At 76.3% G+C, this 25,472-nt stretch carries 21 protein-coding genes; 16 read left to right on the forward strand and 5 right to left on the reverse strand.

The window, feature by feature from the left end; genetic code table 11:
• Positions 1-9 precede the first annotated feature (9 nt).
• From bioD to ACZ3IL_RS22870, 6 genes are all read left to right on the forward strand, one after another.
• Complete coding sequence (gene bioD / locus ACZ3IL_RS22845; RefSeq protein WP_467392781.1) at positions 10-726, forward strand: dethiobiotin synthase; 717 nt, start codon at positions 10-12, stop codon at positions 724-726.
• Positions 727-818: 92 nt separating this feature from the next.
• On the forward strand, positions 819-1,163 hold the full coding sequence (locus tag ACZ3IL_RS22850) for a VOC family protein (protein WP_467392783.1): 345 nt from the start codon (positions 819-821) through the stop codon (positions 1,161-1,163).
• A gap of 203 nt (positions 1,164-1,366) precedes the next feature.
• On the forward strand, positions 1,367-2,032 hold the full coding sequence (locus tag ACZ3IL_RS22855) for a class I SAM-dependent methyltransferase (protein WP_467392785.1): 666 nt from the start codon (positions 1,367-1,369) through the stop codon (positions 2,030-2,032).
• Between the two features lie 66 nt (positions 2,033-2,098).
• Positions 2,099-2,524 (forward strand): GNAT family N-acetyltransferase, encoded by a 426-nt coding sequence (locus tag ACZ3IL_RS22860; RefSeq protein WP_467392787.1) that lies wholly within the window; start codon positions 2,099-2,101, stop codon positions 2,522-2,524.
• A gap of 201 nt (positions 2,525-2,725) precedes the next feature.
• Entirely contained in the window at positions 2,726-4,066 is a 1,341-nt protein-coding gene (locus ACZ3IL_RS22865) for a hemolysin family protein (protein ID WP_467392789.1), read from the forward strand.
• The gene (locus ACZ3IL_RS22870; protein WP_467392791.1) at positions 4,063-5,082 is read left to right on the forward strand and encodes a hemolysin family protein; all 1,020 of its coding nucleotides are present in this window, start codon (positions 4,063-4,065) and stop codon (positions 5,080-5,082) included. The genes ACZ3IL_RS22865 and ACZ3IL_RS22870 overlap by 4 nt, the downstream gene beginning before the upstream one ends.
• A 147-nt stretch (positions 5,083-5,229) precedes the next feature.
• Here the strand turns inward: ACZ3IL_RS22870 and ACZ3IL_RS22875 are convergent, their stop codons facing one another.
• Positions 5,230-6,252: a maleylpyruvate isomerase N-terminal domain-containing protein gene (locus ACZ3IL_RS22875; RefSeq protein WP_467392793.1), complete on the reverse strand. Its 1,023-nt coding sequence runs from the start codon at positions 6,250-6,252 to the stop codon at positions 5,230-5,232.
• A 64-nt stretch (positions 6,253-6,316) separates the two neighbouring features.
• On the opposite strand from ACZ3IL_RS22875, the gene ACZ3IL_RS22880 reads away from it, so the two are divergent.
• The 4 genes from ACZ3IL_RS22880 (at position 6,317) to ACZ3IL_RS22895 (ending at position 10,674) form a co-directional block, all read left to right on the forward strand.
• Entirely contained in the window at positions 6,317-7,099 is a 783-nt protein-coding gene (locus ACZ3IL_RS22880; RefSeq protein WP_467392795.1) for an SGNH/GDSL hydrolase family protein, read from the forward strand.
• Between the two features lie 158 nt (positions 7,100-7,257).
• Positions 7,258-8,700: an adenylosuccinate lyase gene (gene purB / locus ACZ3IL_RS22885; protein WP_467392797.1), complete on the forward strand. Its 1,443-nt coding sequence runs from the start codon at positions 7,258-7,260 to the stop codon at positions 8,698-8,700.
• A gap of 62 nt (positions 8,701-8,762) precedes the next feature.
• Positions 8,763-9,269 (forward strand): G/U mismatch-specific DNA glycosylase, encoded by a 507-nt coding sequence (mug, locus tag ACZ3IL_RS22890; protein WP_467392799.1) that lies wholly within the window; start codon positions 8,763-8,765, stop codon positions 9,267-9,269.
• A gap of 247 nt (positions 9,270-9,516) precedes the next feature.
• Complete coding sequence (locus ACZ3IL_RS22895; RefSeq protein ID WP_467392801.1) at positions 9,517-10,674, forward strand: ROK family transcriptional regulator; 1,158 nt, start codon at positions 9,517-9,519, stop codon at positions 10,672-10,674.
• Positions 10,675-10,743: 69 nt separating this feature from the next.
• Here the strand turns inward: ACZ3IL_RS22895 and ACZ3IL_RS22900 are convergent, their stop codons facing one another.
• Positions 10,744-11,484 (reverse strand): GntR family transcriptional regulator, encoded by a 741-nt coding sequence (locus ACZ3IL_RS22900; RefSeq protein ID WP_467392803.1) that lies wholly within the window; start codon positions 11,482-11,484, stop codon positions 10,744-10,746.
• A 321-nt stretch (positions 11,485-11,805) separates the two neighbouring features.
• Between ACZ3IL_RS22900 and ACZ3IL_RS22905 the strand changes: the two genes are divergently transcribed.
• Together ACZ3IL_RS22905 and ACZ3IL_RS22910 are read left to right on the forward strand one after the other, a co-directional pair.
• Positions 11,806-13,620 (forward strand): amidase, encoded by a 1,815-nt coding sequence (locus ACZ3IL_RS22905; RefSeq protein ID WP_467392805.1) that lies wholly within the window; start codon positions 11,806-11,808, stop codon positions 13,618-13,620.
• 329 nt (positions 13,621-13,949) lie between these two features.
• Positions 13,950-14,672, forward strand: a complete 723-nt coding sequence (locus ACZ3IL_RS22910) for a S1 family peptidase (RefSeq protein ID WP_467392807.1) — start codon at positions 13,950-13,952, stop codon at positions 14,670-14,672.
• Between the two features lie 45 nt (positions 14,673-14,717).
• Here ACZ3IL_RS22910 and sigJ read toward each other — a convergent pair whose 3' ends face one another.
• The gene (gene sigJ / locus ACZ3IL_RS22915; RefSeq protein WP_467392916.1) at positions 14,718-15,647 is read right to left on the reverse strand and encodes an RNA polymerase sigma factor SigJ; all 930 of its coding nucleotides are present in this window, start codon (positions 15,645-15,647) and stop codon (positions 14,718-14,720) included.
• 199 nt (positions 15,648-15,846) lie between these two features.
• On the opposite strand from sigJ, the gene ACZ3IL_RS22920 reads away from it, so the two are divergent.
• Entirely contained in the window at positions 15,847-16,677 is an 831-nt protein-coding gene (locus tag ACZ3IL_RS22920; protein WP_467392809.1) for an alpha/beta fold hydrolase, read from the forward strand.
• A gap of 965 nt (positions 16,678-17,642) precedes the next feature.
• On the opposite strand, the gene ACZ3IL_RS22925 is transcribed toward ACZ3IL_RS22920, so the two are convergent.
• A complete protein-coding gene (locus ACZ3IL_RS22925) occupies positions 17,643-18,551 on the reverse strand; it encodes a hypothetical protein (RefSeq protein WP_467392811.1) in 909 nt (302 codons plus the stop codon).
• Positions 18,548-18,991: a hypothetical protein gene (locus tag ACZ3IL_RS22930; RefSeq protein WP_467392813.1), complete on the reverse strand. Its 444-nt coding sequence runs from the start codon at positions 18,989-18,991 to the stop codon at positions 18,548-18,550. The genes ACZ3IL_RS22925 and ACZ3IL_RS22930 overlap by 4 nt, the downstream gene beginning before the upstream one ends.
• Positions 18,992-19,127: 136 nt before the next feature.
• On the opposite strand from ACZ3IL_RS22930, the gene ACZ3IL_RS22935 reads away from it, so the two are divergent.
• From ACZ3IL_RS22935 to pdxR, 3 genes are all read left to right on the forward strand, one after another.
• A complete protein-coding gene (locus ACZ3IL_RS22935) occupies positions 19,128-22,487 on the forward strand; it encodes a CHAT domain-containing protein (RefSeq protein ID WP_467392815.1) in 3,360 nt (1,119 codons plus the stop codon).
• Positions 22,488-22,516: 29 nt separating this feature from the next.
• Positions 22,517-23,704: a tetratricopeptide repeat protein gene (locus ACZ3IL_RS22940; RefSeq protein WP_467392817.1), complete on the forward strand. Its 1,188-nt coding sequence runs from the start codon at positions 22,517-22,519 to the stop codon at positions 23,702-23,704.
• 93 nt (positions 23,705-23,797) lie between these two features.
• On the forward strand, positions 23,798-25,216 hold the full coding sequence (gene pdxR / locus ACZ3IL_RS22945; protein ID WP_467392819.1) for a MocR-like pyridoxine biosynthesis transcription factor PdxR: 1,419 nt from the start codon (positions 23,798-23,800) through the stop codon (positions 25,214-25,216).
• The last annotated feature ends 256 nt before the right edge of the window (positions 25,217-25,472 follow it).

A 25,472-nucleotide genomic window follows, 5' to 3' on the forward strand; every position in this document is an offset into this window, starting at 1 on the left:
GGAACGACCGTGGGAATCGTCGTCGTCAGCGGCACCGGGACCGAGATCGGCAAGACCGTCGTGACCGCGGCGGTGGCCGCCGTCGCGACCGCGGCCGGGCGTTCGGTCGCCGTCCTGAAGCCGGCCCAGACCGGCGTCGGGCCGGACGAACGGGGCGACGCGGACGAGGTGGTGCGGCTCTCGGGGGCCGCCGCCTCGGCCGAACTGGGCCGCTTCCCGGAGCCGCTGGCCCCCGGCACGGCCGCGCGGAGGGCCGGGCTCGCGCCGGTGGGGCCCCGGGAGATCGCCGAGGCCGCCCGGAAACTGGCCGGCGGCCACGACCTGGTCCTCGTGGAGGGGGCGGGCGGGCTGCTCGTCCGCTTCGACGAGGAGGGCGGCACCCTCGCGGACGCGGCGGCGCTGCTCGGCGCGCCGGTCCTGGTGGTCGCCCCGGCCGGACTCGGGACGCTCAACTCGACGGCCCTGACCGCCGAAGCGCTGCGGGCACGCGGCATCGAGCACCTGGGCGTGGTGATCGGCAGCTGGCCGGCCGCGCCGGACCTCGCGGCGCGCTGCAATCTGGCCGACCTGCCGGAAGCGGCGGGCGCGCCGCTGCTCGGAGCCGTACCGGAGGGGGCGGGGAGCCTCGCCCCGGCGGAGTTCCGCGAGGCGGCGGGGGGCTGGCTGGGGCCCGCCCTGGGAGGAACGTGGGACGCGACGGCGTTCGCGGCGGCGGTCGGGGCCTGAGGGACGGGGCCCGCGGGGGTGGCCCCGTCCGGCCGTACGGGCGGGGGGGTCCGTGCCGCGCGGCACCGGCGGCGGTTGCCTAGGGTGGACGCATGCGCGCCCACGTACAGGAGATCGTCTTCGACTGCGCCGATCCGGCGGCCCTCGTCCGCTTCTGGGCCGGGCTCCTCGGCGGTGTTCCGGTCGACCGGAGCGGCGACTGGTCCTTCGTGGACCCGCCGGGTTCCGTCCGGCTCGCCTTCCAGCGGGTGCCGGAGGGCAAGGCGGTGAAGAACCGGCTGCACCTCGACCTGAGGGTGGAGGAGCCGGGCCGGGCCGCCGAGGAGGCGCTTCCCCTGGGCGCGGTCCGCGTGGGCGATCCGGTCACCGACGCGCAGGGCACCTTCCAGGTGATGCGGGACCCGGAGGGGAACGAGTTCTGCTTCGTGTCGGACTGAGCCGTGGAGCGGTCGCGGCCCGCGCACCGGCCGTCCCCGGACCGGACCGCCCGCCGCACCCCGGGCCGGCCGTACACCGGACCGCCCGCCGGGCCCGGGTCGTCCGCCGAGCCCGGGTCGTCCGCCGGAACGGGGGCGTCCGCCCGGACCGGACCGCCCGCCGCGCCGCCGGGCCGCCGCCCCCGTGCCGACGAGGAGTCCCGATGACACCGCCGCGTCCCGTGCCCGGCCGCCCGGCCCGGGTGCACCACCCCCTCTTCGCCCGTTTCTACGCCCGCCTCAGCGTCTCCGCCGAGACGCGGGGCGGACTGGGCGCCCTGCGCGCGGAGCTGCTCGCCGGGCTCACCGGCCGGGTCGTGGAGGTCGGGGCCGGGAACGGCCTGAACTTCGCGCACTGTCCGGCCGGGGTCACCGAGGTCGTGGCCGTCGAGCCGGAGGCCCGGCTGCGCGCGCTCGCCGAGGAGGCCGCGCGGCGGTCCGCCGTTCCGGTGCGCGTGCTGCCGGGCACGGCCGAGGCGCTGCCGCTGCCGGACTGCGCCTTCGACGCCGCCGTGGTCTCGCTGGTCCTGTGCACGGTGCGGGACGTGCCGGCGGCCCTCGCGGAGCTGCGCCGGGTCCTGCGCCCCGGCGGGGAGCTGCGCTTCTTCGAGCACGGAGCGGCGGACACGGCCGGCCCGGCACGGGTCCAGCGGGGCCTCGACCGCACCGTGTGGCCCCTGCTCTTCGGCGGTTGCCACACCTCCCGCACCCCGCTGGCGGCGATCGGGGAGGCCGGGTTCGACCTCGTCTCGTACCGCTCCTTCGACGTCCCGGAGGGCGGGCCGCGGCTGCCGTCCTCCCCCTGCGTCCTGGGCGCGGCGAGACGGTGAGGCGCCGCCGTCCCGCTCTCCGGAACCCCCGGGCGCGGCCGGCGGCCCCCGTGATGGGATGCGGTCGTGACCGATCCGCAGATACGCACCGCCACCGTCGACGACGCCGAGGCCGTCCTGGCCTTCTGGCGGGAGTCCGCCGAGGGGACGTCCGTCTCGGACGACGTGCCGGGGGTCACCCGGCTCGTCGAGCGCGACCCGGAGGCCCTGCTCCTCGCGGTGGCCGACGGGCGGATCGTGGGGTCCGTGATCGCCGGCTGGGACGGCTGGCGCGCCTCGCTGTACCGGCTCGCCGTCCTGCCCCCGTACCGGCGCCGGGGGATCTCCACGGCGCTCCTGCGGGCGGCCGAGGAACGGTTCGCCGCGCTCGGGGCGCGGCGCGCGGACGCCATGGTCCTGGAGGCGAACGGGACGGGACGGATGCTCTGGGGCGCCGCCGGGTATCAGCGCGAGGACCACTGGCGCCGCTGGGTGAAGCCGCTCGCGCGGTGAGGAACACAGGGGGTGACCGCCACCCCGCTTTGCCTGTCCTTTACCATGGTCCCTCATCCCGACGACCGAAAGGTGTGAGCGTCCGCCCATGGGCGAGCCTCCCAGTAGCACCGCTTCCGACCGTTCCCCCGGTCCCGGCCCCGCCGGCCGACATCGAGCGTTCCTTCCCCCCTTGGCCGATCATGGGACGGAGGTGAACCGATGACCGAAGTGCTCCTGCTCCTCCTCGCGCTCCTGCTCTCCCTCGCGTGCGGCGCCTTCGTCGCGGCCGAGTTCTCGCTGACCACGGTCGAGCGCGGCGAACTCGAAGCCGCGGCGAAGCGCGGCGAGCGCGGCGCCGCGGGCGCGCTCAAGGCCGTGAAGTCGCTGACGTTCCAGCTCTCCGGCGCCCAGCTGGGCATCACCGTCACCAATCTGGTGGTCGGCATGCTGGCCGAGCCGTCGGTCGCCAAGCTGATCCGGGGCCCGGCCGAGGCCGTCGGCCTCTCCCCTTCGGTGGCCTCCTCGGTGGCCCTGGTCCTGGGCACCGCGCTGTCGACCGTCGTCCTGATGGTGGTCGGCGAGCTGGTCCCCAAGAACTGGGCCATCTCCTCGCCGCTCGCCGTGGCGAAGGTGGTGGCCACCCCCCAGCGCGTGTTCACGGCCGCCTTCCGGCCGCTGATCAGCCACCTCAACAACACCGCCAACCGCATCCTGCGCCGGCTCGGCATGGAGCCGACCGAGGAGCTGGCCTCCGCGCGCTCCCCGCAGGAGCTGGTGGCGCTGGCCCGGCACTCCGCGAAGGAGGGGGCCCTGGAGGCGGACACGGCCGAGCTGTTCGTCCGCACCCTCAACCTGGCGGCGCTGACCGCCGAGAACGTGATGACGCCCCGCGTGCAGGTCACCGCCCTGGAGGCGCAGGCCACCGCCGAGGACGTGGCGAACGCGACCCGCGCGACCGGCCTGTCCCGCTTCCCCGTCTACCGGGGCAGCCTCGACGCGGTCGTCGGCATCGCCCACATCAAGGACGTGCTCGCGATACCGGCCTCGGAGAGGCCGCGCCGCCGGATCGGCGAGATACTGCGCGAGCCGCTGCTCGTCCCCGAGACGCTGACCGTGGACAGGCTGCTCGACCGGCTGTCCGGGAAGCAGACGATGGCGGTGGTCATCGACGAGTACGGCGGCACGGCCGGGGTCGTCACCCTGGAGGACATCGTCGAGGAGGTCGTCGGCGAGGTGCGCGACGAGCACGATCCGCACGAGACGCCGGACCTGGCGCGGGCCGGCGAGGACGCCGACGGGCGCGCGCTCTGGTCGGCCGACGGCGCGGCCCGCACCGACCAGCTCGGGACGATCGGACTCAAGGTGCCCGACGGGCCGTACGAGACGCTCGCGGGCGTCATCGCCCACGAGCTGGGCCGCATCCCCGCGGCCGGTGACGGCGTGGACCTGGCCGGCTGGCGGCTCGACGTGGTGGACGCCTCGGGCCGGCGCGCGGCCCGCGTGCTGCTGCACGCCCCCGCGCCCGCCGCCGGCGACGAGACCGGGGAGGCCGGCCGATGATCGTGATCCAGCTGTTGACCGGTCTGCTCACCCTGGTCGTCAACGCCTTCTTCGTCGGCGCCGAGTTCGCCCTGATCTCGGTCCGCCGCAGCCAGATCGAACCCCTCGCCGAAGCGGGGGACCGGCGGGCGCGCAGCGTCATCTGGGGGCTGGAGCACGTCTCCGCGATGCTCGCGGCGGCGCAGCTCGGCATCACCCTCTGCACGCTGGTCCTCGGCATCGTCGCGGAACCGGCCATCGCGCACCTGCTCGAACCGGTCTTCGACGCGGTCGGCGTCCCGCACGGCCTGGTGCACCCGATCTCGTTCGTGATCGCCCTGTCGGTCGCGACGTACCTGCACATGCTGCTCGGCGAGATGGTGCCGAAGAACATCGCGCTCTCCGAGCCCTCGCGTTCCGCGCTGCTCCTCGGACCGCCCCTGGTGACGCTGGCGCGGGCGCTGCGACCGGTGATCTTCGCGATCAACGCGTTCGCGAACGTCCTGCTCAAGCTGTTGCGGGTGGAGGCGAAGGACGAGGTGTCCGCGACCTTCTCGGACGACGAGCTGGCCCGGATGGTCACCGACGCCGGTGACGCCGGGCTCCTGGACGACCGGGCCGCCGAGCGGCTGCACGACGCCCTGGAGCTGGGCCGCCGCCCCGTGCGGGACGTGGTGATGCCCTCGGAGAAGGTGGTGTACGCGCAGATCGGCACCACCCCCGAGGAGCTGGAGGCGCTGTCGGCCCGGACCGGTTTCTCCCGTTTCCCGGTGGTCGACTCCGGACGGCGCATCCTGGGCTATCTGCACGTCAAGGACGCCCTGGACGCCACTCCGCGCGATCTGCCGTTCCCCGTGTCGGCGCTGCGGCCGATCGCCCGGGTCCGGGCGGCGACCCCGCTGGACGACGCCCTGACGGCGATGCGCCGCAGCCGGACGCACCTGGCGGCGGTCCTCGACGAGGAGGGCCGGCCGGCCGGTCTCGTGGCGATGGAGGACGTGCTGCGCGAGCTGGTGGGGCGCCCGGCGGCGTCGTGACCGGTCCGTGAAGGGAACGAGGGGCCCCGGGAACCGTCCCGGGGCCCCTCGTGCCGCGTCCGGGACCGGACCTTTCGGGACCGGGGCCTTCGAGGCCGGGGCTTTCGGGACCGGGCCCTTCGGGAGCGGGGCTTTCCCGGGCTCCGTTCAGAGCGCGGTGGCGGCCAGCCAGTCGTCGAGGAGGCCCCGGTCGCCGGTGTGCGCGAAGCACGGGTCGCCGGCCCCGTACCTGCGGTGCAGGAGCAGGAGCAGTTCCCCGGCGTCCGCCTCGACGGCGGCGGTCGGCTCCGCGCCGCCGCTCCCCCGGGTCCAGGTGAAGCCGCCCCCGCCCAGGACGAGGGTCCAGACCGTGCCGGCGTCCCGGGCGGTGAGCCGGAGGACCGCCCCGTCCCGGCCGAGCTGGGAGAGGGGTTCCGCGATCCGGGGGGTGTAGGGGGCGTCCGCGAGGAAGTGGTCGACGGCGGCGGCGGCCGTGCCCGGGTCGAGGGGCCGCGCCTCGCCGCAGACGGCGAGTTCGGCGTCGGCGAGGTGGACGAGGGTCTCGGAGAGCACGTGGCGGGGATAGTGCCGGACGTGCGGGTCCGCGCCCGGGGACCAGACCGGGGCGTCCGGGTCGGCGTCGCGCGCGGTGGCGGCGAACCGCGCGGCGCCCTCGACGAGCCAGCCGGGGTACGCGGCGGGGTCGTCCGGCAGTCCGAGGGGGACGTCCCCGGCGAGGACGCGGGTGGCGGGGCGGGTCCGTACGAGGTGCTCGGCCCAGCGGTGGAAGGTGCCGACGTGACGGGTGAGGTCCGCGAGGGTCCAGTCGGGGCAGCCGGGGACGGGGAGCGCGGGGTCGGCGCCGGAGACGACGGCGGCGAAGCGCCGGGCGTGGTCCAGGACGGCCCCGCAGGCGGCGGCGTGGGGGTCGCCGGTGAGGCCGAGGCCCTCGGAGACCGAGAAGAGCGGTCCGTCCCGCCGGGGGCCTTCGGACACGCGCGGGGCCGCCGCGCGGAACAGGCCGTCGAGGGTCCGCCGGTCGGCCGCCGTGAGCCCGGCGAGGGGGTGGCCCGCGCTCTCCAGCCACTTCGCCGCCGTGCCGGGATCGAGGACCTCGTCGTCGCAGGTCCCGACGGCCGTCGCCAGCTCGGCCAGGGCCTCGGCCAGGGCGCTCAGCAGCGCGTCGCTCATCGGATTTCCCCTCCCGGGTTCCCCACGGCATGTGCGGCATACCGCGCGGTATGATCGCTCCGCCATGGAGATCAATGCCACGTACAACAGTTTCGTCGCCCTCGGCGACAGCTTCACAGAGGGTATGTCGGACCTGAGGCCCGACGGCTCCTACGGAGGCTGGGCCGACGTCCTGGCCGGCCGGCTCGCCGCCCGCTCCCCCGGCTTCCGGTACGCGAACCTCGCCGTGCGCGGCAAGCTCATCCGGCAGATCGTCGAGGAGCAAGTCGGCCCGGCCGCAACGATGGAGGCCGATGTGGTGACCCTCGTCGGCGGCCTCAACGACACCCTGCGTCCCAAGGTCGACATGGTCCGGGTGCGGGACCTCCTCACCGAGGCAGTGGAACGCCTCACACCCGCCTGCGGGCAGCTGGTCCTCATGCGCAGCCCCGGCCGGAACGGCCCCGTGATGGAGCGCTTCCGGCCCCGGATGGAGGAGCTGTTCGCCCACATCGACGCGCTCGCCGCCCGGCACGGGGCCCTGGTCGTGGACCTGTACGGGGCTCCGTCCCTCGGCGACCCCCGGCTGTGGGACGTGGACCGGCTCCATCTGACGGCCGAGGGGCACCGGCGGGTCGCCGAGGCCGTGTGGCAGGCGCTCGGCCTGGAGCCCGCGGAGGACTGGCGGGCGCCGCTGCCGCCGGCCGCGCCGATCCCCTGGGCGAGCCGGCGGGCCGCCGACGCCCGCTTCGCCAGGCAGCACCTGGGCCCTTGGATCGGACGGCGGCTGACCGGCCGGTCCTCCGGCGACGGCCGCCCGCCCAAGCGCCCGGAACTCCTCCCGTACGAGCCTCCGGCCGGCCCGTGACCGGGGTGGCGGGAAGGCCGCGCGGGGAAGGCACGACGGGACCGTCCGGGGCGGCGCGGGGTGCGGCGCGGCGGGGCCGCGTGACCCGCGTCTCGTAGCAAGCTCCACATCGAACGGCGGCGCCGACCTGCAGAAACCGCCAGGTAAACTCTGTCCACGTGACTGCTGTGACTGCGAAGCCCCGCATCCCCAACGTTCTGGCCGGCCGCTACGCCTCCGCGGAGCTCGCCGTCCTCTGGTCCCCCGAGCAGAAGGTGAGGCTGGAGCGCCGGCTGTGGCTCGCCGTGCTGCGCGCGCAGAAGGACCTCGGGATCGAGGTTCCGGAGGAGGCCCTCGCCGACTACGAGCGCGTCCTCGACCAGGTCGACCTCGGCTCCATCGCCGAGCGCGAGAAGGTCACCCGGCACGACGTGAAGGCCCGCATCGAGGAGTTCAACGCCCTCGCCGGCCACGAGCACGTCCACAAGGGCATGACCTCGCGCGACCTCACCGAGAACGTCGAGCAGCTGCAGATCCGGCTCTCCCTCGAACTGATGCGGGACCGCACGGTCGCCGTCCTCGCCCGCCTGGGCAGGCTCTCCGCCGAGTACGCGGAGCTGGTGATGGCCGGCCGCTCGCACAACGTCGCCGCCCAGGCCACCACCCTCGGCAAGCGCTTCGCGACGGCGGCGGACGAACTGCTCGTGGCGTACGCCCGCCTGGAGGAGCTGCTCGGCCGCTACCCGCTGCGCGGCATCAAGGGTCCGGTCGGCACCGCGCAGGACATGCTGGACCTGCTCGGCGGCGACGCCGGGAAGCTGGCCGAGCTGGAGCGGCGGATCGCCGGGCACCTCGGCTTCGCGCACGCCTTCACCTCGGTCGGCCAGGTCTACCCCCGCTCGCTCGACTACGACGTGGTCACCACCCTGGTCCAGCTGGCCGCCGCGCCGTCCTCGACCGCCAAGACGATCCGTCTGATGGCGGGCCACGAACTGGTCACCGAGGGCTTCAAGCCCGGCCAGGTCGGCTCCTCGGCGATGCCGCACAAGATGAACACCCGCTCCTGCGAGCGCGTCAACGGCCTCATGGTCATCCTGCGCGGCTACGCCTCGATGACCGGCGAGCTGGCCGGCGACCAGTGGAACGAGGGCGACGTGTCCTGCTCCGTGGTCCGCCGGGTCGCGCTGCCGGACGCCTTCTTCGCCCTGGACGGCCTCCTGGAGACCTTCCTGACCGTGCTCGACGAGTTCGGCGCCTTCCCGGCCGTCGTCGCCCGCGAGCTGGACCGCTACCTGCCGTTCCTGGCGACCACCAAGGTCCTCATGGGCGCCGTGCGCGCCGGGGTCGGCCGCGAGGTCGCCCACGAGGCGATCAAGGAGAACGCGGTCGCCTCCGCCCTCGCGATGCGCGAGCAGGGCGCCGAGCGCAACGAGCTGCTCGACAAGCTGGCCGCCGACGAGCGCATCCCGCTGGACCGGGCGCGGCTCGACGAACTGATGGCGGACAAGCTGTCCTTCACGGGCGCCGCCGCCGACCAGGTCGCGTCCGTGGTCTCCCGCGTCGAGGAGATCCTCAAGCAGCACCCGGAGGCCGCCGCCTACACCCCCGGGGCGATCCTCTGACCCCGTCCCCCCGGTTCACCCGGCAGGAGCTGGAGGCCGCTCGCGACCGCGTCGTTCCGGACGTGGTCGCGCCCGGCCTCTCGGTGCTCTTCTGCGGGATCAACCCGGGGCTGATGACGGCGGCGTCGGGCCATCACTTCGCCCGGCCCGGCAACCGGTTCTGGCCGGTGCTGCACCTGTCGGGGTTCACCCCGAGGCAGCTGCGGCCGGACGAGCAGGAAGAACTCCTCGCGTACGGGCTCGGGATCACGAACGTGGTGGAACGGCCGTCCGCGCGGGCCGACGAACTGACCCGCGAGGAGTACCTGGAGGGCGGGCGGCTGCTGACCGAACGGGTGGAGCGGCTGGCGCCGCGCTGGCTCGCGATCGCCGGCGTCACGGCGTACCGCGCGGCCTTCGACGAGCCGAAGGCGGCCGTCGGGCCGCAGGAGCGCACGATCGGGACCACCCGGATCTGGGCGCTGCCCAGTCCGAGCGGCCTGAACGCCCACTGGTCGACGGCGGCGATGGCCGAGGAGTTCGCCCGGCTCCGCGAGGCGGCGGGGATCGAGCGGCGGACGGAGACGTAGGGCGGGCGCCGGCGGACGGAGCCGCGTCGTCCGCCGCGCCCCGTTCCGCTTCGCGGTCCTCGTGGAGCGCGGTGGTCCCCGTGGAGCGCGGTGGTGGCCGTCGGGCCGGTGGAGCGGTCGCCGCCGGGGACGAGCGCCGGGCGGGAGCGGGCACGGAACGTCACCCAAGCGTGACGGGGCGCCCCTCCCCGCGACCGGACCCATTGAGTACCATCCGCCTGACAGGTGCGCGAGCTGGGAGGACACGGTGGGGCGGCTGACCGGCGGAGACCCGTCTCTGCTGCGGCGGATCAACTCCGCGGTGGTACTCCATGCGCTGCGGGGCGCCGACGCGCCCACGCTCACGGACCTGACCCGCGTCACCGGCCTGTCGCGGCCCACCGTCGAGGGGGTCGTCGAAGGCCTCATGGAGGGCGGGCTCGTCGTCGAGTCGGCTCCCGAGGAGGGCGGGGCCCGGCGCCAGGGACGCCCGGCACGGAGGTTCCGCTTCCGCGCGGAGGCGGGTCACCTCCTCGGCATCGAGATCGGCCCGCACCGGGTCGCGGCCCTGCTCTCCGGCCTGGACGGGCGGATCATCGGCGCCGGCTCCCGCGACGTGTCCGAGTCGGCGCCGGCGGACGAGCGGCTGGACCGGGTCCGCGCGGTCGTCGCGGACGTGCTGCGCAGGGCCGGGGTCGCCCGGTCCAGTCTGCGGGCCGTGGGCGTGGGTTCGCCCGGCATCGTGGAGGCCGACGGGACGGTACGGCTCGGCACGGCGCTGCCCGGGTGGACGGGACTGGCCCTCGGCGAGCGGCTGCGGCGCTCCTTCCGCTGCCCGGTGATCGTGGAGAACGACGCCAACGCGGCGGCCGTCGCCGAGCACTGGAAGGGTGCCGCGACCGACTCCGACGACATCGTGTTCGTCCTGGCCGGGCTGAGCCCGGGCGCCGGGTCGCTGATCGGCGGCCGGCTGCACCGGGGCTTCGGCGGGGCGGCCGGGGAGATCGGCGCCCTCCACCTCCTCGGCCGGGGCGTCACCCCCGAGCACCTGCTCTCGACGACGGACGAGCCGCTGCACCCGCTGGACGAGCAGGCGGTCGCCGAGGTCTTCGCGCTGGCGCGCGAGGGCGACGCGCGGGCCGGGGCGGCGGTGGAGCGGTTCATCCAGCGCCTCGTGCACGACGTGGCGGCGCTCGTCCTGGCGATCGACCCCGAGCTGGTGGTGGTCGGCGGCTGGGCGGCCGGTCTCGACGGGGTGCTCCCGCCGCTCCGCGAGGAGCTGGCCCGGTTCTGTCTGCGGCCGCCCCGGGTGGTGCTGTCCCTGCTGGGCGAGGCCGCGGTGGGCACGGGGGCGCTGCGGCTCGCCCTCGACCACGTCGAGGAGCAGCTGTTCGCGGTGGACGGCACGGTGACGGCCCGCCGCTGAACCGCCGGAGGGGCGGTCCCGGGCGGGCCGGTGCCCGGCGTCGCCGGGGGCGGAACGGGCGGGCGGGTCCTACGAGGCCATGACCAGGTCGCCCGAGTCGCCGAAGGTGAGGCGGCAGGTGTCGGCGCGGTAGGTGGCCACGGAGACGGCGGCGGTGCGGCCCCCGGAGAGGTAGCGGGTCGTCACCACGAGGACGGGTGCGCCCGGCAGCCGGTCCAGCTCCTTGGCGTCGTCGGCGCGGGCGGAGCCGAGTTCGACGGAGCGGTCCTGCCCGTCGAGGGCGAGGCGCCGGAGCTCACGGAGCACGGCGCGGGCGCGGGCCGGGCCGGCGGGGGCGTCGACGGCTCCGAGGCCCGGGACGGAGGCGGTCGGCACGTAGATCAGTTCGGCTGCGACCGGCTGGCCCTGGGTGATCCGGAGGCGGCGGACGACATGCGTCCGCTCTCCGTCGCCGGTCTCCAGGAGACGGGCGACGGCGGGCGGAGCGACGTCGGAGGCGGAGTCGAGGGACTGCCAGGCCTCGTCCCCGGCGCCCGGCCAGGCGTGCTGGGCGGTGGAGACGTCCACGCCGACGCGCGGCGGGGCGACCGTGGTGCCGACGCCGCGGCGGCGCTGGAGACGCCCTTCCAGCTCCAGCTGCTCCAGGGCCTGCCGGAGCGTGGCGCGGGCGACGCCGAAGCGCGCCGCGAGCTCGCGCTCGTTGGGCAGGATCTCCCCGACCGCGAAGTCGGAGTCGAGCGCTTCGCCGATGACTGTCTTGAGGTGCTGGTACTTCGGCTCCGCCACCGATGCCAGCTGCGTGGTCCCCACCCTGATCCTCCGCAATTCGCCGTGTCCCGCGGCGTTTTCCGCGCCCTTGTTTATTAAAGGTTCCTGCACTAACTCTGCGACCATAAAGCGAGCCACCCCCTTGGTCAAGACCAATCCTCCGGTGAAAACCCCGGGATGTGACCCTCCGGCCTCGATCGTTCACAGGACGTTCGTACCCCCGTGGGGCGCCCGTGGCGGAAAACCCCCTCCTCGGGGGCGGGAAGGCCGTGGTTCGTGCGGTCGCGCGGCGGCGGTGGAAAGCCGCCGTCCCCCGTGGGGCGGTCTTGTGCGGCGGGTGCTCCCGTAGTGGGCTTGCCCGCCATGACGAGAAGAAGAAGCACGGTCACGAGGAGCACGGGGAGCACGGGGCGGCGGGGCGCGGCGGTCCTGCTCGCCGCCCTGGTCGCGGCTCCCCTGGCGGTGGGCGCGCCCGCCCCGGGCGCGGAGGCGGCCGGACCGCCCAGACGGGACGGAACGGCGCGGACCTCGGCCGGGACGGAGGGCACGGCGGGGATCGCGTCCCGGTCCGGGGCGTACGGTCCCGCGCGGATCGCGTTCCCGTCCGGGGCCGGGACGGAGTCCTACGGTCCGGCGGGGTTCGCGGCCGGTCCGGCGGGGAGCGGCCCGGTGCGGGCGCCGTCCCCGGTCCGCGGGCTCGACCTCGACACGGCGACGATCCCCGCGCTGCAGGAGCGCATGGCGCGGGGTTCGCTGACCTCGACGGCACTGACCCTGGCGTACCTGCGCCGGATCGAGGCCGTCGACCCGAAGATCCACGCGGTGCTGCGCACCGACCCGACGGCCCTGTCGCAGGCGGCCGCCAGCGACGTCCGGCACCGGCTGGGGAGGGCCCGCGGCCCGCTCGACGGCATTCCCGTCCTCGTCAAGGACAACATCGAGACCGTCGGCCTGTCGACGACGGCCGGATCGCTCGCCCTGGCCGGGAGCCCGCCGGGCCGGGACGCGGCCCTGGTGACGAGGCTGCGGGCGGCGGGCGCGGTGATCCTCGGCAAGACCAACATGTCCGAGTGGGCCAACTTCCGGGCGGCGCGGCCGACGTCCGGCTGGTCGGCGGTGGGCGGCCAGACGCACAACCCGTACGTCCTGGACCGCAACCCCTGCGGGTCCTCGTCGGGGTCGGGCGCCGCGGTCGCCGCCTCGCTCGCGCAGGTGGCGATCGGCACGGAGACGGACGGTTCCGTGGTGTGCCCGGCCGGGATGAACGGGGTGGTCGGCCACAAGCCCAGCCTGGGGCTGGTCGGTCCGGCGGGCGTGGTGCCGATCTCGGCCGAGCAGGACACGGCCGGCCCGATGGCGCGCAACGTGACCGACGCGGCGCTCACCCTGGCGGTGCTCAGCGGCCGCGACACCGTACGGCCCGGCTCGCCCGGCCTCACGGAGGCGGCCACGCGGCCCGCCGGGCTGCGCGGCAAACGGATCGGGCTGTGGCGGCTCCCCTCGCTCGGGCCCGGGGTGGACGCCCTGATGACCCGGACGGCGGCGCGGCTGCGGGAGGCGGGGGCGCAGGTGGTCGAGGTGGTGCCGCCGTACCAGGAGAGGCTCGCCGAGCTGGAGTTCCCGGCGCTCCTGACCGAGTTCCACCGGGACATCGACGCCTATCTCGCCACGCGCGGGGGACCCCGTGACCTCGCCGGACTGATCGCCTTCAACCGTGCCCACCCCGCCGAGCGGTCCTGCTTCGCGGGGCAGGAGCTGTTCGAACAGGCGCTGGCCGCGCCGCCGGTGACGGACCCGGGGTACCGGGCGGCGCGGGCGGAGCTGAAGGACCTCTCCCGGCGGTCCGTCGACGAGACGCTCGCCGCGTACCGTCTGGACGCCATCGCGGCCCCGACGAATCCGCCCGCCTGGACGACCGACTGCGCCCGGGGCGACAACGACGTGATCCCGTCGTCCACCCCGGCCGCCGTCGCGGGCTATCCGTCGCTGTCGGTGCCCGCCGGCTTCGTGGGCGAACTGCCCGTCGGCCTGCTCCTGATGTCCGGTGACCACCGGGACGCGGAACTGCTCTCGCTGGGGGCCGCGGTGGAGCGGCGGCTGGACGCGTGGCGGGCGCCCCGGTACCTGCCCACGCTGCCGGCCGGTTCACCGGGGCCTTCCGGACCCTCGGAGGGGTGAGAGGCGCGGGGGCGGAGGAGAGGATCGCCTCCCGCGCCCCTGCGCCCCCGCGCATCCGGGGCCGGGGCCCGGGGCCCGGGGTCCGGGCCCCGGATGCGCGGGGGACGTCCCCGGGCCCGCGAGGAGCGCCCCCGCCCCCCTCCCCCGGGGAGAGCACCGCGTTATGCCCAAGTGCTATTACCCCGTCCGTCCTCCCCTTCGGAATCATGGGTCATGTCCATGCCGAACCACCGCCCCGCCGGCGGCGTTCCGGCATGCGCGCGGCTCCTCGCGGGCCGCACGCCCCCCACCCGCACGCCCGTCCGGCGTGCCCTCCGAATAGAGGAACCATGCGCCCTTCGCGGCTCCTGCCCGCCCTCGCGGCGGCGGCGGTCTCCGTCCTCGCCCTCCTCTCCCCCACCGCGAGCGCGGCCCCGGCGCCCGCGGCACCGGCCGTACAGGCCGTGCAGCCCATCATCGGCGGGGGCTACGCCTCCAACGCCCCGTGGGCGGCCCGGCTGCTCTCGAACGGCCGGGAGACCTGTTCGGCCACGATCATCGCCCCGACCTGGATCCTCACCGCCAAGCACTGCGTCACGGGCGGCGGCCTCTCGTTCCGGATCGGCAGCCTCGACCAGTACAGCGGCGGCACCACGGCCAACGGCGTCCAGACCTACACGCACGGCGCGGACCTGGCCCTCGTCCGGCTCGACCGTTCCGTGCAGGCGACCTACGCCACGCTCGGCCAGCCGGGCACCGTGCGCGTCGGCCAGAACGTCCAGGTGTACGGCTGGGGCGCCACGTCCCAGTGCGGCTCGGAGGCCAGCTGCCAGTCCCGCTACCTGAAGGTCGCCAACGTCACCGTCACCAGCGGCTGCACCGACGCCTACGGCGGCTCCGCGATCTGCGCCCGCCGGGGCGACGGCATCACCGCGGGCGGCGACTCCGGCGGTCCGATGATGGCCGCCGGAGCCCAGGTCGGCGTCGCCTCCACCAGCGACCGCCAGACCACCACGGCCTACACCAACGTGACGGCGTACCGCTCCTGGATCCGGTCGGTCGCGGGTGTGTGACGCCCGCCCGCACCCGTTCCCGGCCCGCTGACGGGCGAGGGGGCCTCACACCGCGCGGTGGGGGGCCCTCCCGTCCTTGCCGGACCCGGCGGGCCGGAGGCCGGACAGGCCGTGGAACTTGTCGGGGTTGCGGATGATGTGGACGGCGCGGACGAGGCCGTCCCCGACCTCGATCTGGAGCACCGTGTCGGGTCGTCCGTCGGCGAACACCACCAGCGCCGGGCCCCCGTTGACCTCGACGAGACGGTGGCCGCGGAGGTCCACGCCCCCGATCACGGCGGCGAGGAAGCGTCCGACCTTGTCGGCGGTCTCGATGACCCGCAGGGGTGCCTTGGCCTTGCCGCCGCTGTCGCCGACGAGGCGCGCGTCCGGGGCGAGCAGGGCGAGGAGTTCCCCGAGGTCGCCCCCGGTCGCGGCGGCGAGGAAGCGTTCGGTGAGGTCGCGGCGCTCGGCCGGGTCGACGTCGTAGCGCGGTCTGCCCTCGTCGACGTGGCGCCGGGCCCGCCCGGCGAGCTGGCGCACGGCGGCCTCGGAGCGGTCGAGGACGGTGGCGATCTCCCCGTACGGGAAGCCGAAGGCCTCGCGCAGCACGAAGACGGCCCGCTCCAGGGGGGAGAGGGATTCGAGGACGACCAGGACGGCGAGCGAGACGGAGTCGGCGAGCAGGGCGCGTTCGGCGGTGTCGGGGGCGGCCGGGCCGAAGTCGGTGACGACGGGTTCGGGCAGCCAGGGGCCGACGTAGGTCTCGCGGCGGGTGTGGGCGAGGCGCAGCCGGTCGATGGCGAGGCGGGTGGTGATCCGCACGAGGAAGGCGCGCGGCTCGCGGACGGCGGCCCGGTCCTCGGCGGTCCAGCGCAGCCACGCCTCCTGGACGACGTCCTCGGCGTCGGCGGCGCGGCCGAGCATCCGGTAGGCGACGCCGAGGAGGACCGGCCGGTGCTCCTCGAAGAGTTCGGTCAGGGTGTCGGTCGGGATGTCGGTGGCCACCCGCCCATCCCAGCTCACCGCCCCCGGCCTGTCCAGTCGCCGGAACGCCCGGCCGGAGCCGTGCTCCCGGGGGCCGTTCCCGGCCGGGCCCGGACCCCGAACTCCCGGCCGGACCCTTGAACTCCCGGCTACCGACCGGTAATCCTTACTGACGGGTCGTCCAGGAGTGTCACGACAGGGAGTGCGCATGCCCGCACGGATCACGTTCACGACCGAGACCCCCACGGGTCCCCGCGGCACGACCCTGGTGTACGAGAGGAGGGGGGCGGGCGATCCGCTCCTCCTCCTCCACGGCATCGGGCACCACTGGCAGGCCTGGGAACCCGTCCTCGACGTCCTGGCCGCCGAGCGGGACGTGATCGCCGTGGACCTGCCCGGCTTCGGCGCCTCCGACGGACTGCCGGAGGGCACCCCGCACGACCTGCCCACCGTCGTCCCCGTCCTCCACGCCTTCTGCGAGGCGCTCGGCGTCGAACGCCCGCACGTGGCCGGGAACTCGCTCGGCGGACTGCTGGCGCTCGGACTCGGCCGGGAGAAGCAGGTGCGCTCGGTCACCGCCCTCTCCCCCGCCGGCTTCTGGACGGAGGCCGAGCGGCGGTACGCCTTCGGGACGCTGCGGGCCATGCGCGGCGCGGCCCTGTCGATGCCCGTCCCGGTGATCGAACGGCTCTCCCGCACCCCCGCCGGGCGCACCGCCCTCACCAGCACCATCTACGCCCGGCCCGCGCGGCGTTCACCCGAGGCGGTCGTCGCCGAGACGCTCGCCCTGCGCGGCGCGACCGGTTTCCACCAGACCCTGGCGGCGGGCCGTACCGTGCTCTGGCGCGACGACCTCCCCTCGGTGCCCGTCACCGTCGCCTGGGGCAGCCGCGACCGGCTGCTCCTGCGCCGTCAGGGCGTGCGGGCGAAGCGGGTCCTGCCCGCCGCGCGGCTGGTCCGGCTGCCCGGCTGCGGCCACGTGCCCATGAACGACGACCCGGCTCTCGTCGCGCGCGTGATCCTGGACGGCAGCCGCTGAGACCGGCCGCCCCGCGCGGGTGAACAGGCCGGTGCCCAGGGCGGCGCCGGCCCCCACCAGCAGACCGCCGACCGCCTGCGGGACGCCGAAGGCGGCGTCCGCGACCAGGGCGGCGCTCAGCGCGGCGGCGACCGGGATCGCCCCGGTGAAGAGGGTGGCCCGCTCCATGCCGATCCGCTGGACGCCCCTGTAGAAGAGGACGAACCCGACGACCGTGGCCAGGGCCGCCTGCCAGACCAGGGCCCCCGCCTCCACGGCCGTCGGCGTCCGTACGAAGTCCGCGCCGTCCACGGCCAGACCGAGCAGCGCCGCCTCCACCGCGCCGACCCCGCAGACCGTCGCCGTGAGCAGCTTCGGACCGAGCAGCCGCAGCACCGGGACGGCGAGCGCCGTGAAGCCCACCTCGCCCGCGAGCGCCGCCACCGACCAGCCGATCCCGGCGAGATCCGTACGCCCCCAGCCCTGCACCGTGAACGCGCCGGCGGTGACGAGCAGCGCCCCGTACAGCACGGCGCGGGCGGGTCTGCGGCCCTCCGCCAGCGGGACCAGGACGGCGACGACGACCGGCGCGCACCCGACCAGGACGCCCGGGACGGCCGGTTCGGCGCTCCGCTCGGCGGCCAGGACCGCGAGGTTGAAGCCGATCATGCCGACGGCCGCGAGGGCGGCGATCCGCAGCCAGTGGCGGGGGGCGAGGAGCCGGAGCGGGAGGAGTCCGCCCCGGCCGAGCAGCGGGAGCAGGAGCAGGCAGGCGGCGCCGTAGCGGAGTGCCTGCCCGCCCGCGTACGGGTAGGCGCCCAGCAGGCCGTTGGCGGTGAAGGAGGCGCCGACGAGGGCGTAGGCGAGGGTCACGACCAGGACCCCGCGCAGGGAGTTCGCGTTCATGGACCCGACGTTAGGAACCCGCGCGGCCCCGGTTGAGGTCCACTTCCGGGCCGCCGTCGGGGACCACTTCGGGCGCCCCGTCAGTCCGGCTTGCCCAGCAGCCGTGTCACCTTCTCCCCCACGGCGGGGTCGAGGCGCCCCTCGCACTCCACGCCCACCGCCACCGCCAGGTCCCTGCCGTGCAGGTCGGCCAGCGCCTCGGCCAGCTCCGCGAACGCGGCGGCCGCCGCGCGGCCGCGTGCCACGCCCGTCGCCGCCGCGGCCGCTCCGATCAGGGCGGCCGGCCACCACCAGACGGACAGCAGGAGGTACGCCGCGCCCCAGGCCGTGAGGCGGGCCGCCGCGCTCAGCGCCGTGCGCACGGCGGTCAGTTCGGCCCGGGCCGGGTCGGGGGCGAGGAGCCACAGGTGGGGCCAGGCGAGGGTCAGGTCCAGGCGGTAGGCGCGCCGGACGCGCCGGTCCGGGGCGGTGATCCTGTCACCGGTCCAGAACGGGTGCCGGGGCGGGACCGGGGAGATCCGGTCACGGGCGGCGCGGCGCAGTTCCGCCCGTTCCGTGAGGGCGGCGGCGTCGGCCGCGCCGCCGATCCGGGCCCGGCCCGCGGCGACCAGGGCCGCCCGGTACCCGGCGTCGGCCTCCCGCCAGCGGCGCGCCCGGCGCCCGGCCAGACGGCGGGTCAGCGGTCCGCGCGCGTCGACGAGCCAGACCTTCTCGACCAGCGCCCCGCCGGCCTGGGCGACGGCCCCGGTCATCGCCGCCCCGGCCAGCACGGCGACCGCGGCCACCGCGAGGGTTCCCGCGCTGTGGGCGCCGGGGGCGGCCGCCAGGGAGTCGAGCCGCGCCCGCAGCCGCCCGGCGTCGTGCCAGTGGCCCTGGCCCAGGGTGACCGCGGCCGCCGCGGTCACGAGGTACACCAGGCCGGGAACCGCCAGGAGCGCCATCCAGCGTTCGGCGAGCCTTCCGCCGAGCGCGCCGAGGAACGCGTTCACGGGCGCAGTCCGACCTCGCGCAGCGGTCCGCCGAAGACGCGGCAGACCGGCGGCTCCCCGCCCTCGGGCGCCGGTGCCTCGACGCGGGCGCAGTGGCCGCGCGGGCAGGCGAGGACGTGGAGCCGGGGGTGGCCGGTGCCGGGGAAGCTCCGGTAGGCGGGCGGGGCGTCCGTGCGGTAGGAGCCGAGGCCCGCGCTGTGGCCGGCGGCGAGGAGCCGGTCCTCCAGTTCGTCGAAGGCGTCCTCGAGTTCTCCGGGGGGACGTCCGTTCCGCACCTGGGTGACGATGTGCCCGACCAGGCGGTCTCCCTCCGCGCCGAGCGCCGGCATGCCCGGCGGGGACGCGAACCGGTGGCAGAGCGCCGCCAGCCGTTCGTGCCCCGGCCCGTCGGCCACCGCGTCGGCGCCGTCTCGCGCGGTGTCGTCCCCGGGTCCGCTCACTGCCGCACCTCCGTGGATCGGCCGACCGCGCTCGCAGTATAACGAGCCTGCCCCACAAGGTACTTGGGTAGGATCGCAGAGGTGGAGTTCCCGTCGCCGGGAGCCCGCGGCGAGACGTGACACCGGGGGGTCGGTGATGTCGGAGGCGCACGGAACGGCCGGGGGGTCCGCCGGCCGGGTGGCCGAGCTGGTCGGACGGTTCGACCGCACGGGCGAGCGCGCCTGGCTGGACGCCGCCGTCGGGACGTGCCGGGCCGCGCTGGACGGGGAGCCCGTCGCCGGGCACGTACGGGTGTTCTGGCTCCGGGCCCTGCGCACCGTCCTGATGAAGCGCTGGTGGTCCTTCCGGGAACGCCCCGACCTGGACGAGTCGATCCGCCTGGGCCACCTGCTGGCGGCCGGCGACTCCCCCCACGAGCAGGACCTGCGCCTCCTGGGGTGCGGGCTCGCGGACCGGTTCGACCTCGGCCGGAACCGCGCGGACGGGGACGCGGCGATCACCGTCCTGCGGAAGGCCGCCGGAATGCCCCCGGACGGTACGGAACAGCGGCCGGCGACGCTCGACAGGCTCGGCACCCTCCTGTCGGAGCGCGCCGAGGAGACGGGCGACGCGGCCGGAGCGGCGGAGGCCGTGGAACTGCTGCGACGCGCCCTGGACCTGCTGGCCGCCGAGGAGCCGCGGAACGCGGAGAACATCGCCACCAGCCGGTACAACCTGGCGGTGGCCCTCGACCGCGCCTCCCGGACGGCCGGGACGCCCCCCGCCCCGGACGAGGCCGCCGGCCTCCTGCGAGCCGCCCTGGCGGCGACGCCCCCCGGCTCGCCGCGGCACGCGCCGGTACTGCTCCGGCTCGCCGAGACCCTGCGCGAGAAGGCCGAACGGACCTGGTCGGCGGCCGACGTCGGGGCGATGGTCGCGGCGGCCCGGGCGGCGCACGCAGCGACGCCGGACGGACACCCCGAGCACGCGCGCGGCCTGGCCGTGCTGGGAGTCGCGCTGAGGCTGTCGGCCGAGCACGGCGGGGAGACCGGCCCGCTGCGCGAGTCGGTCGCGCTCCTGCGCGAGGCCGTACGGGCCACGGCCCCGTCCGACCGGTCGCGCCCCGCCCGCCTGAACAGCCTCGGCAACGCCGCGCACCGGCTCGGCGAGCACACCGGCGACGTGACGCTGCTGGACGAGGCCGTGGGCCACCTGCGCGAGGCCGTCGCGAGGTCGTCCCCCGGCGACCCGGACCGCTTCGGCCGCGTCGTGAACCTGGCGCTCGTCCTGCGCGAGCTCTACCACCGGTCCGGCGACCTGGCGGTCCTGCGGGAGGCCACCGGGCTGGCCCGGTCGGCCCTGCGCTCCCCCCGGTCGCCCCTGGTCCCCGCCGTCCCCCTCGCCAGCCTCGGCGTCATCCTCCAGACCTGGTACGACCGGACGGGAGACGCCGCCGCGGCGGCCGAGGCCGTGGAGGCCGCCCGGCAGGTCCTCGGCCGGACGCCCGGGGACAGCGCCCACTTCGCCGCACGGCTGAACCACCTCGGCAACGCCCTGCACAAGCGCTACCAGGCCCGGGGGGACCCGGCCGACCTGGACGAGTCCGTCGCCGTCCTCACCCGGGCCGTGGCGGAGACGGCCTACGGCGGGCCGGAACACGCGAGCCACCTGCAGAACCTGGGGCTCGCGCAGCTGACCGGGGCGCGGGCGACCGGGGACGACGCGCTGCTGAACCGGGCGGTGGCCACGCTCGGCCGCGCGGTGTACGCGTCGCCCCCCGGCTCCGTCCGCACCGCGGGCCACCTCCAGTCGTACGCCTCCGCGCTCCGCACGCTGCACGAGGCGCACGGGGACCCCGCGGTCCTCCTCGCGGCCGAGGACGCCTACCGGCGGGTCGCCACGGACGAGGTCCTCCCGGCCGCCGACCGCATCCGCGCCGCCCGCGACTGGGGCGCGGCCGCCGGTGACGCGGGCCGGTGGGAGGAGGCCCTCGCCGGATTCGAACTGGCCCTGTCGCTGCTGCCGTTCGGCCTCACCGGACGGCTGCTGCACGGTGACCGGGAGCACCGGCTCAGCGGTGTCCAGGGGCTGGCCGCCGACGCCGCCGCGTGCGCCGTGCACCTCGGGCGGCCCGACCACGCGGCGCTGCTGCTGGAGCAGGGACGCGGCGTCCTGCTCGGCCAGACGATCGCCGCCCGCGCCGAACTGGAACGGCTGCGCGCCGCGCACCCGGAGGCGGCCGGGCGCCTCGCCCGGGTGCGCGACCGCATCGACGCGCTGGAGGCCGAGGCCACCGGCCCGGAGGCCGCCGCCCCCGGCTCCGACGCGCGGCACGCCCTCGCGGCCCGGTGGGAGCGGCTGGTGGGCGAGATCCGCGCACTGCCGGGTTTCGGGAACTTCCTCGGACCGCCGACGCACGACGAGGTCCTGGCCTGCGCCGGGCACGGCCCCGTGGTCATGGCGTACTCCAGCGTCTACCGCAGCGACGCGCTGGTCCTGCTGCCCGGGGGCGTGCGGCAGGTGCCGCTGCCGCGCGTGAGTCCCGGCGCGGTGGCGGAGCAGGTGGCGCGGCTCGACGGGGCACTCGCCGCCGCGACCTCGCCGGCCGGGGAACGGAGCGCCCAGGAGACCGTCTCGGGGGTGCTCGCCTGGACCTGGGACCGCGTGGCCGAACCGGTCCTCGCCCGGCTCGGCCTGCTCGACGCGCCGGCCGGCGACGACTGGCCCCGGCTGTGGTGGTCGCCGGTCGGGGCGCTGGCCGCGCTGCCGCTGCACGCGGCCGGACACCACGACGACCCGCCGGGCCCCCGCCCCCGGGCCGTCCTCGACCTGGTGGTCTCCTCGTACACGCCGACCGTCCGCGCCCTGGCCTACGCGCGGCGGCGCGCACCGGTCCGGCGCCCCGGCGGCGCCCTGCTCGCCGTGGCCGTGCCGGACGCCCCCGGAACGCGCGTGCTCGGCGGCGTCCGCCGGGAGGTGCGGGAGCTGGGCGCGCTGCTGCCCACCCGGGTCCTCTCCGGCCCGGGCGCGACGTTCGCCACCGTCCTGGAGGCGCTGCCCGCGCACCCGTACGTGCATTTCGCCTGCCACGGGGTGAGCGACCCGGACGACCCGTCCCGGGCGCGGCTCCTGGTGCACGACCACCGGGAACACCCCCTGACGGTCCAGGACGTCTCCCGGCTGGACCTGCCGGACGCCGCGCTCGCCGTGCTGTCCGCCTGCGAGACCGCGCGGGGCTCCGAGCAGCTCGCGGACGAGTCCCTCCACATCACCTCCGCCTTCCGGATCGCCGGCTACCCGCACGTGATCGGCACCCTGTGGCCCGTGCACGACGCGGTGGCGGGGCGGGTGACCCGGAGCCTCTACCGCCATCTGCTCGACGACGGGGACGGCGGGCCCCGGGGGCTCGACGCCGGGCGGGCGGCCCTCGCGCTGCACCGGGCGGTCCGGCAGTGCCGCGCCGCCTTCCGGGACAGCCCCAGCCTGTGGACCGCCCATGTGCATTCCGGAGCCTGACGATCCCGAGGGAAGGAAGCGACCGCGACATGACCCCCAGATGGCGCAGGAGGCGGAACGACGACGCGGGGCGGGGCGAACCGCCCGCGCCCCCGGCCGGGCGGGAGCCCCCGGCGGCGGACCTGGTCGTGACCCTGACGGGAGAGGACGGGCGGGAGGAGGAGATCGCCCGGGTCGGCATCCCGGCACACGAGTTCTTCGGGATGAAGGCCAACGCCGCCTACGAACGCCTGGGGCCCGACCACCCCGAGACCCTGCTGGCCTTCCGGGAGTACACACGGGTGCTGGCGCGGACGGAGGGCCGTCAGGAGGAGGCCCGCGAGCGGTTCATGGATCTGGTGCGCCTCCAGGCGGAGACCCTCGGTTACGTCCACGAGGAGACCCTGACGACCGCCGCCGACCTGGCCGGCCTCCTCGGGGACATGGGCGACCTCGTCAAGGCGGAGGAGGTCTGGCGCAGCGTCTGGACCAGCCGGGCGGAACTGCTCGGCCCCGGTCATCCGCGGACCCTGGACGCCGCGAGCGCCCTGGCGAGGGTCCTGGAGGACCTGCGCCGGGAGGCGGAGGCCGTCGCGCTCCACCGGGACGTGCTGGACCGCAGGACCCTGCTGCTCGGACCGGACGACCCGGCGGTGCTGGCCGACGCCGGACTGCACGCCGCCGCGCTGGTCAGGAGCGGCCTCTACGACGAGGCCGAACCGGTCCTGCGCGGACTCGTCGCCCGTCTGGAGCGCCACGGCGGACAGGACGGCTCCGTCGGCCTCTCCGCCCGGGCCAACCTCGGTGCCGCCCTGTGCCGGCTGGGCCGCCTCGACGAGGCGGAGGCGGTGATGCGCGACGTGCTCGCCGCCCAGCTCCGGACCGGGGACGCGGACCGCCCGGAGGTGCTCGCCTCCCGCAACAACCTCGCGGCCGTGCTGCACGCCCGGCAGCGGTACGCGGAGGCGGCGGCGGTGCTGCGCGAGGTCCTCGCGGCCGTGTCCGGGAGGTACGGGGACGACCATCCGGAGACCGTCCACACCCGCGACAACCTGGCCAACGTGCTGATCGACGACGGCGAGCACGACGAGGCCGCGCGGCTCCTCACCCGCTGCCGCGACGACTACGCCCGTGTCTTCGGCCCGCGGCACCCCCTGACCCGGAAGGCCGCCGAACGGCTCGACTGGCTGCGGGAGAATCCGGTGCCGCGCCGATCGCGGTGGGACCGTTCCCCGTAGGGGGCGCGGCTCCCGGGCGGACCCGGAGCATCGGTTCCGGGCCGGACCATCGGCTTCCGGGCCGGACCACGACGAGAGAACAGGACACTCCACATGCGGACCCAGGCGCAGCCCGCGTGGGAACTGCTGCTCCCGGCCGCCGGGGCACCGGCGCGGCGGCGGGGAAGGGCGCTCCAGGAGGCGCTGCGCGAGGCGGTGCGCTCGGGGCGGCTCGCGGCCGGGACGCGCCTGCCGTCCACCCGTGAACTCGCGGCCGACCTGGGCGTCTCCCGGGGCCTGGTCACCGAGGCGTACGAGCAGCTGACCGCCGAGGGGTACCTGCGCGGCGAACGGGGCGCGGGGACCTGGGTGAGCGGTGCCGCCAGGGCGGCCGTGCGCGGGACCCGCGACCCGGCCGCCGGAACGCCGGGCGTCCGGGTGGACTTCCGTCCCGGGACGCCGGACCTCTCGCTCTTCCCGAGGAGCGCGTGGGCGGCGGCGCAGCGGTCGGTCCTGGCGCGGCTCCCCCACGCCGCGCTCGGCTACCCGGACCCGCGCGGACTCCCCGGACTGCGCGAGGCGCTGGCGGGGATGCTGGCGCGGCGCCGGGGCGTGGTGGCCGATCCGGAGCGGCTGGTGGTGTGCTCCGGCGTCGCGCAGGCCTCGACGCTCCTGGGCTTCGTCCTGCGGGCGCGGGGGCTGCGCGCGGTCGGCGTCGAGGACCCCGGCAGTCCCGAGCACGGACGTCTCTTCGCCTCGACCGGCATGGAGACGGTGCGGCTGCCGCTGGACGGGGAGGGCCTGAGGCCGGGGCCGCTCGCCGCCTCGGGGGTACGGGCCGTGGTCGTGACGCCCTCGCACCAGTTCCCGTCGGGGATCGGCTGGTCGGCGGAGCGCCGCGCCGCCCTCCTCGACTGGGCGCGGACGGTCGACGGCTACGTCCTCGAGGACGACTACGACGGCGACTTCCGGTACGACCGGGCGCCGGTCGGCGCGCTCCAGGGCCTCGACCCCGAGCGGGTCGTCTACGCCGGGTCGGTCAGCAAGTCGCTGGCGCCCGGACTGCGGCTCGGCTGGACGCTCGTGCCGGAGGAGCTGGTGGACGAGGTGGTGGAGCGGAAGCGGACCATGGACCTGGGCAACCCGGTGCTCGACCAGGCCGTGCTGACGGAGTTCGTGACGCGGGGCGGGTACGACCGGCAGCTGCGCCGCTGCCAGCGGGCCTACCGGGAGCGGCGGGACGCGCTGCTCGCCGCACTCGCCGAGCACCTTCCCGGCACCGGGGTGAGCGGCATCGCGGCCGGTCTGCACGTCATCGCGCGCGTACCGGCGCGCTTCGGGCCGCCGGAACGGTTCCTCGCGCGGGCGGCGGAGGCGGGGGTGGCGCTGCGGACCCTGGAGGAGTACGGCACGGCCCGGCCGGCGGACGGGGCCGTACGGCTCGTCATCGGGTACGCGCACCTGTCGCCCGCGGCCGTCGCGGAGGGGATCGGCCGGCTGGCGGGGGCGGTGGGCGGGGGCTCCCCGGGCTGAGCGGGCGGCGGGCCGCCCGTGCTTCACCGGGGTCCCGCGGCCGGGGCGGGTCGGGCGGTGACGCGGGCCGGGCGGTCGCCCGCTCGGGCCCCGGGGTGATCGCGCCGGGGCGTTGTCAGTGGCGGGTCCTACGGTTTTCCCATGACGCGATTCGTACAGGCGTTCGCCTGCGCACGTCCGTCCGTACCGGAGCCCACGGGCTCCGGCCGGCCGGCCGCCCCGGAGCGGGTGCCCCGGCACCCCGCGGGGCCGCGGG

Source organism: Streptomyces sp. NPDC014907, assembly GCF_055562975.1.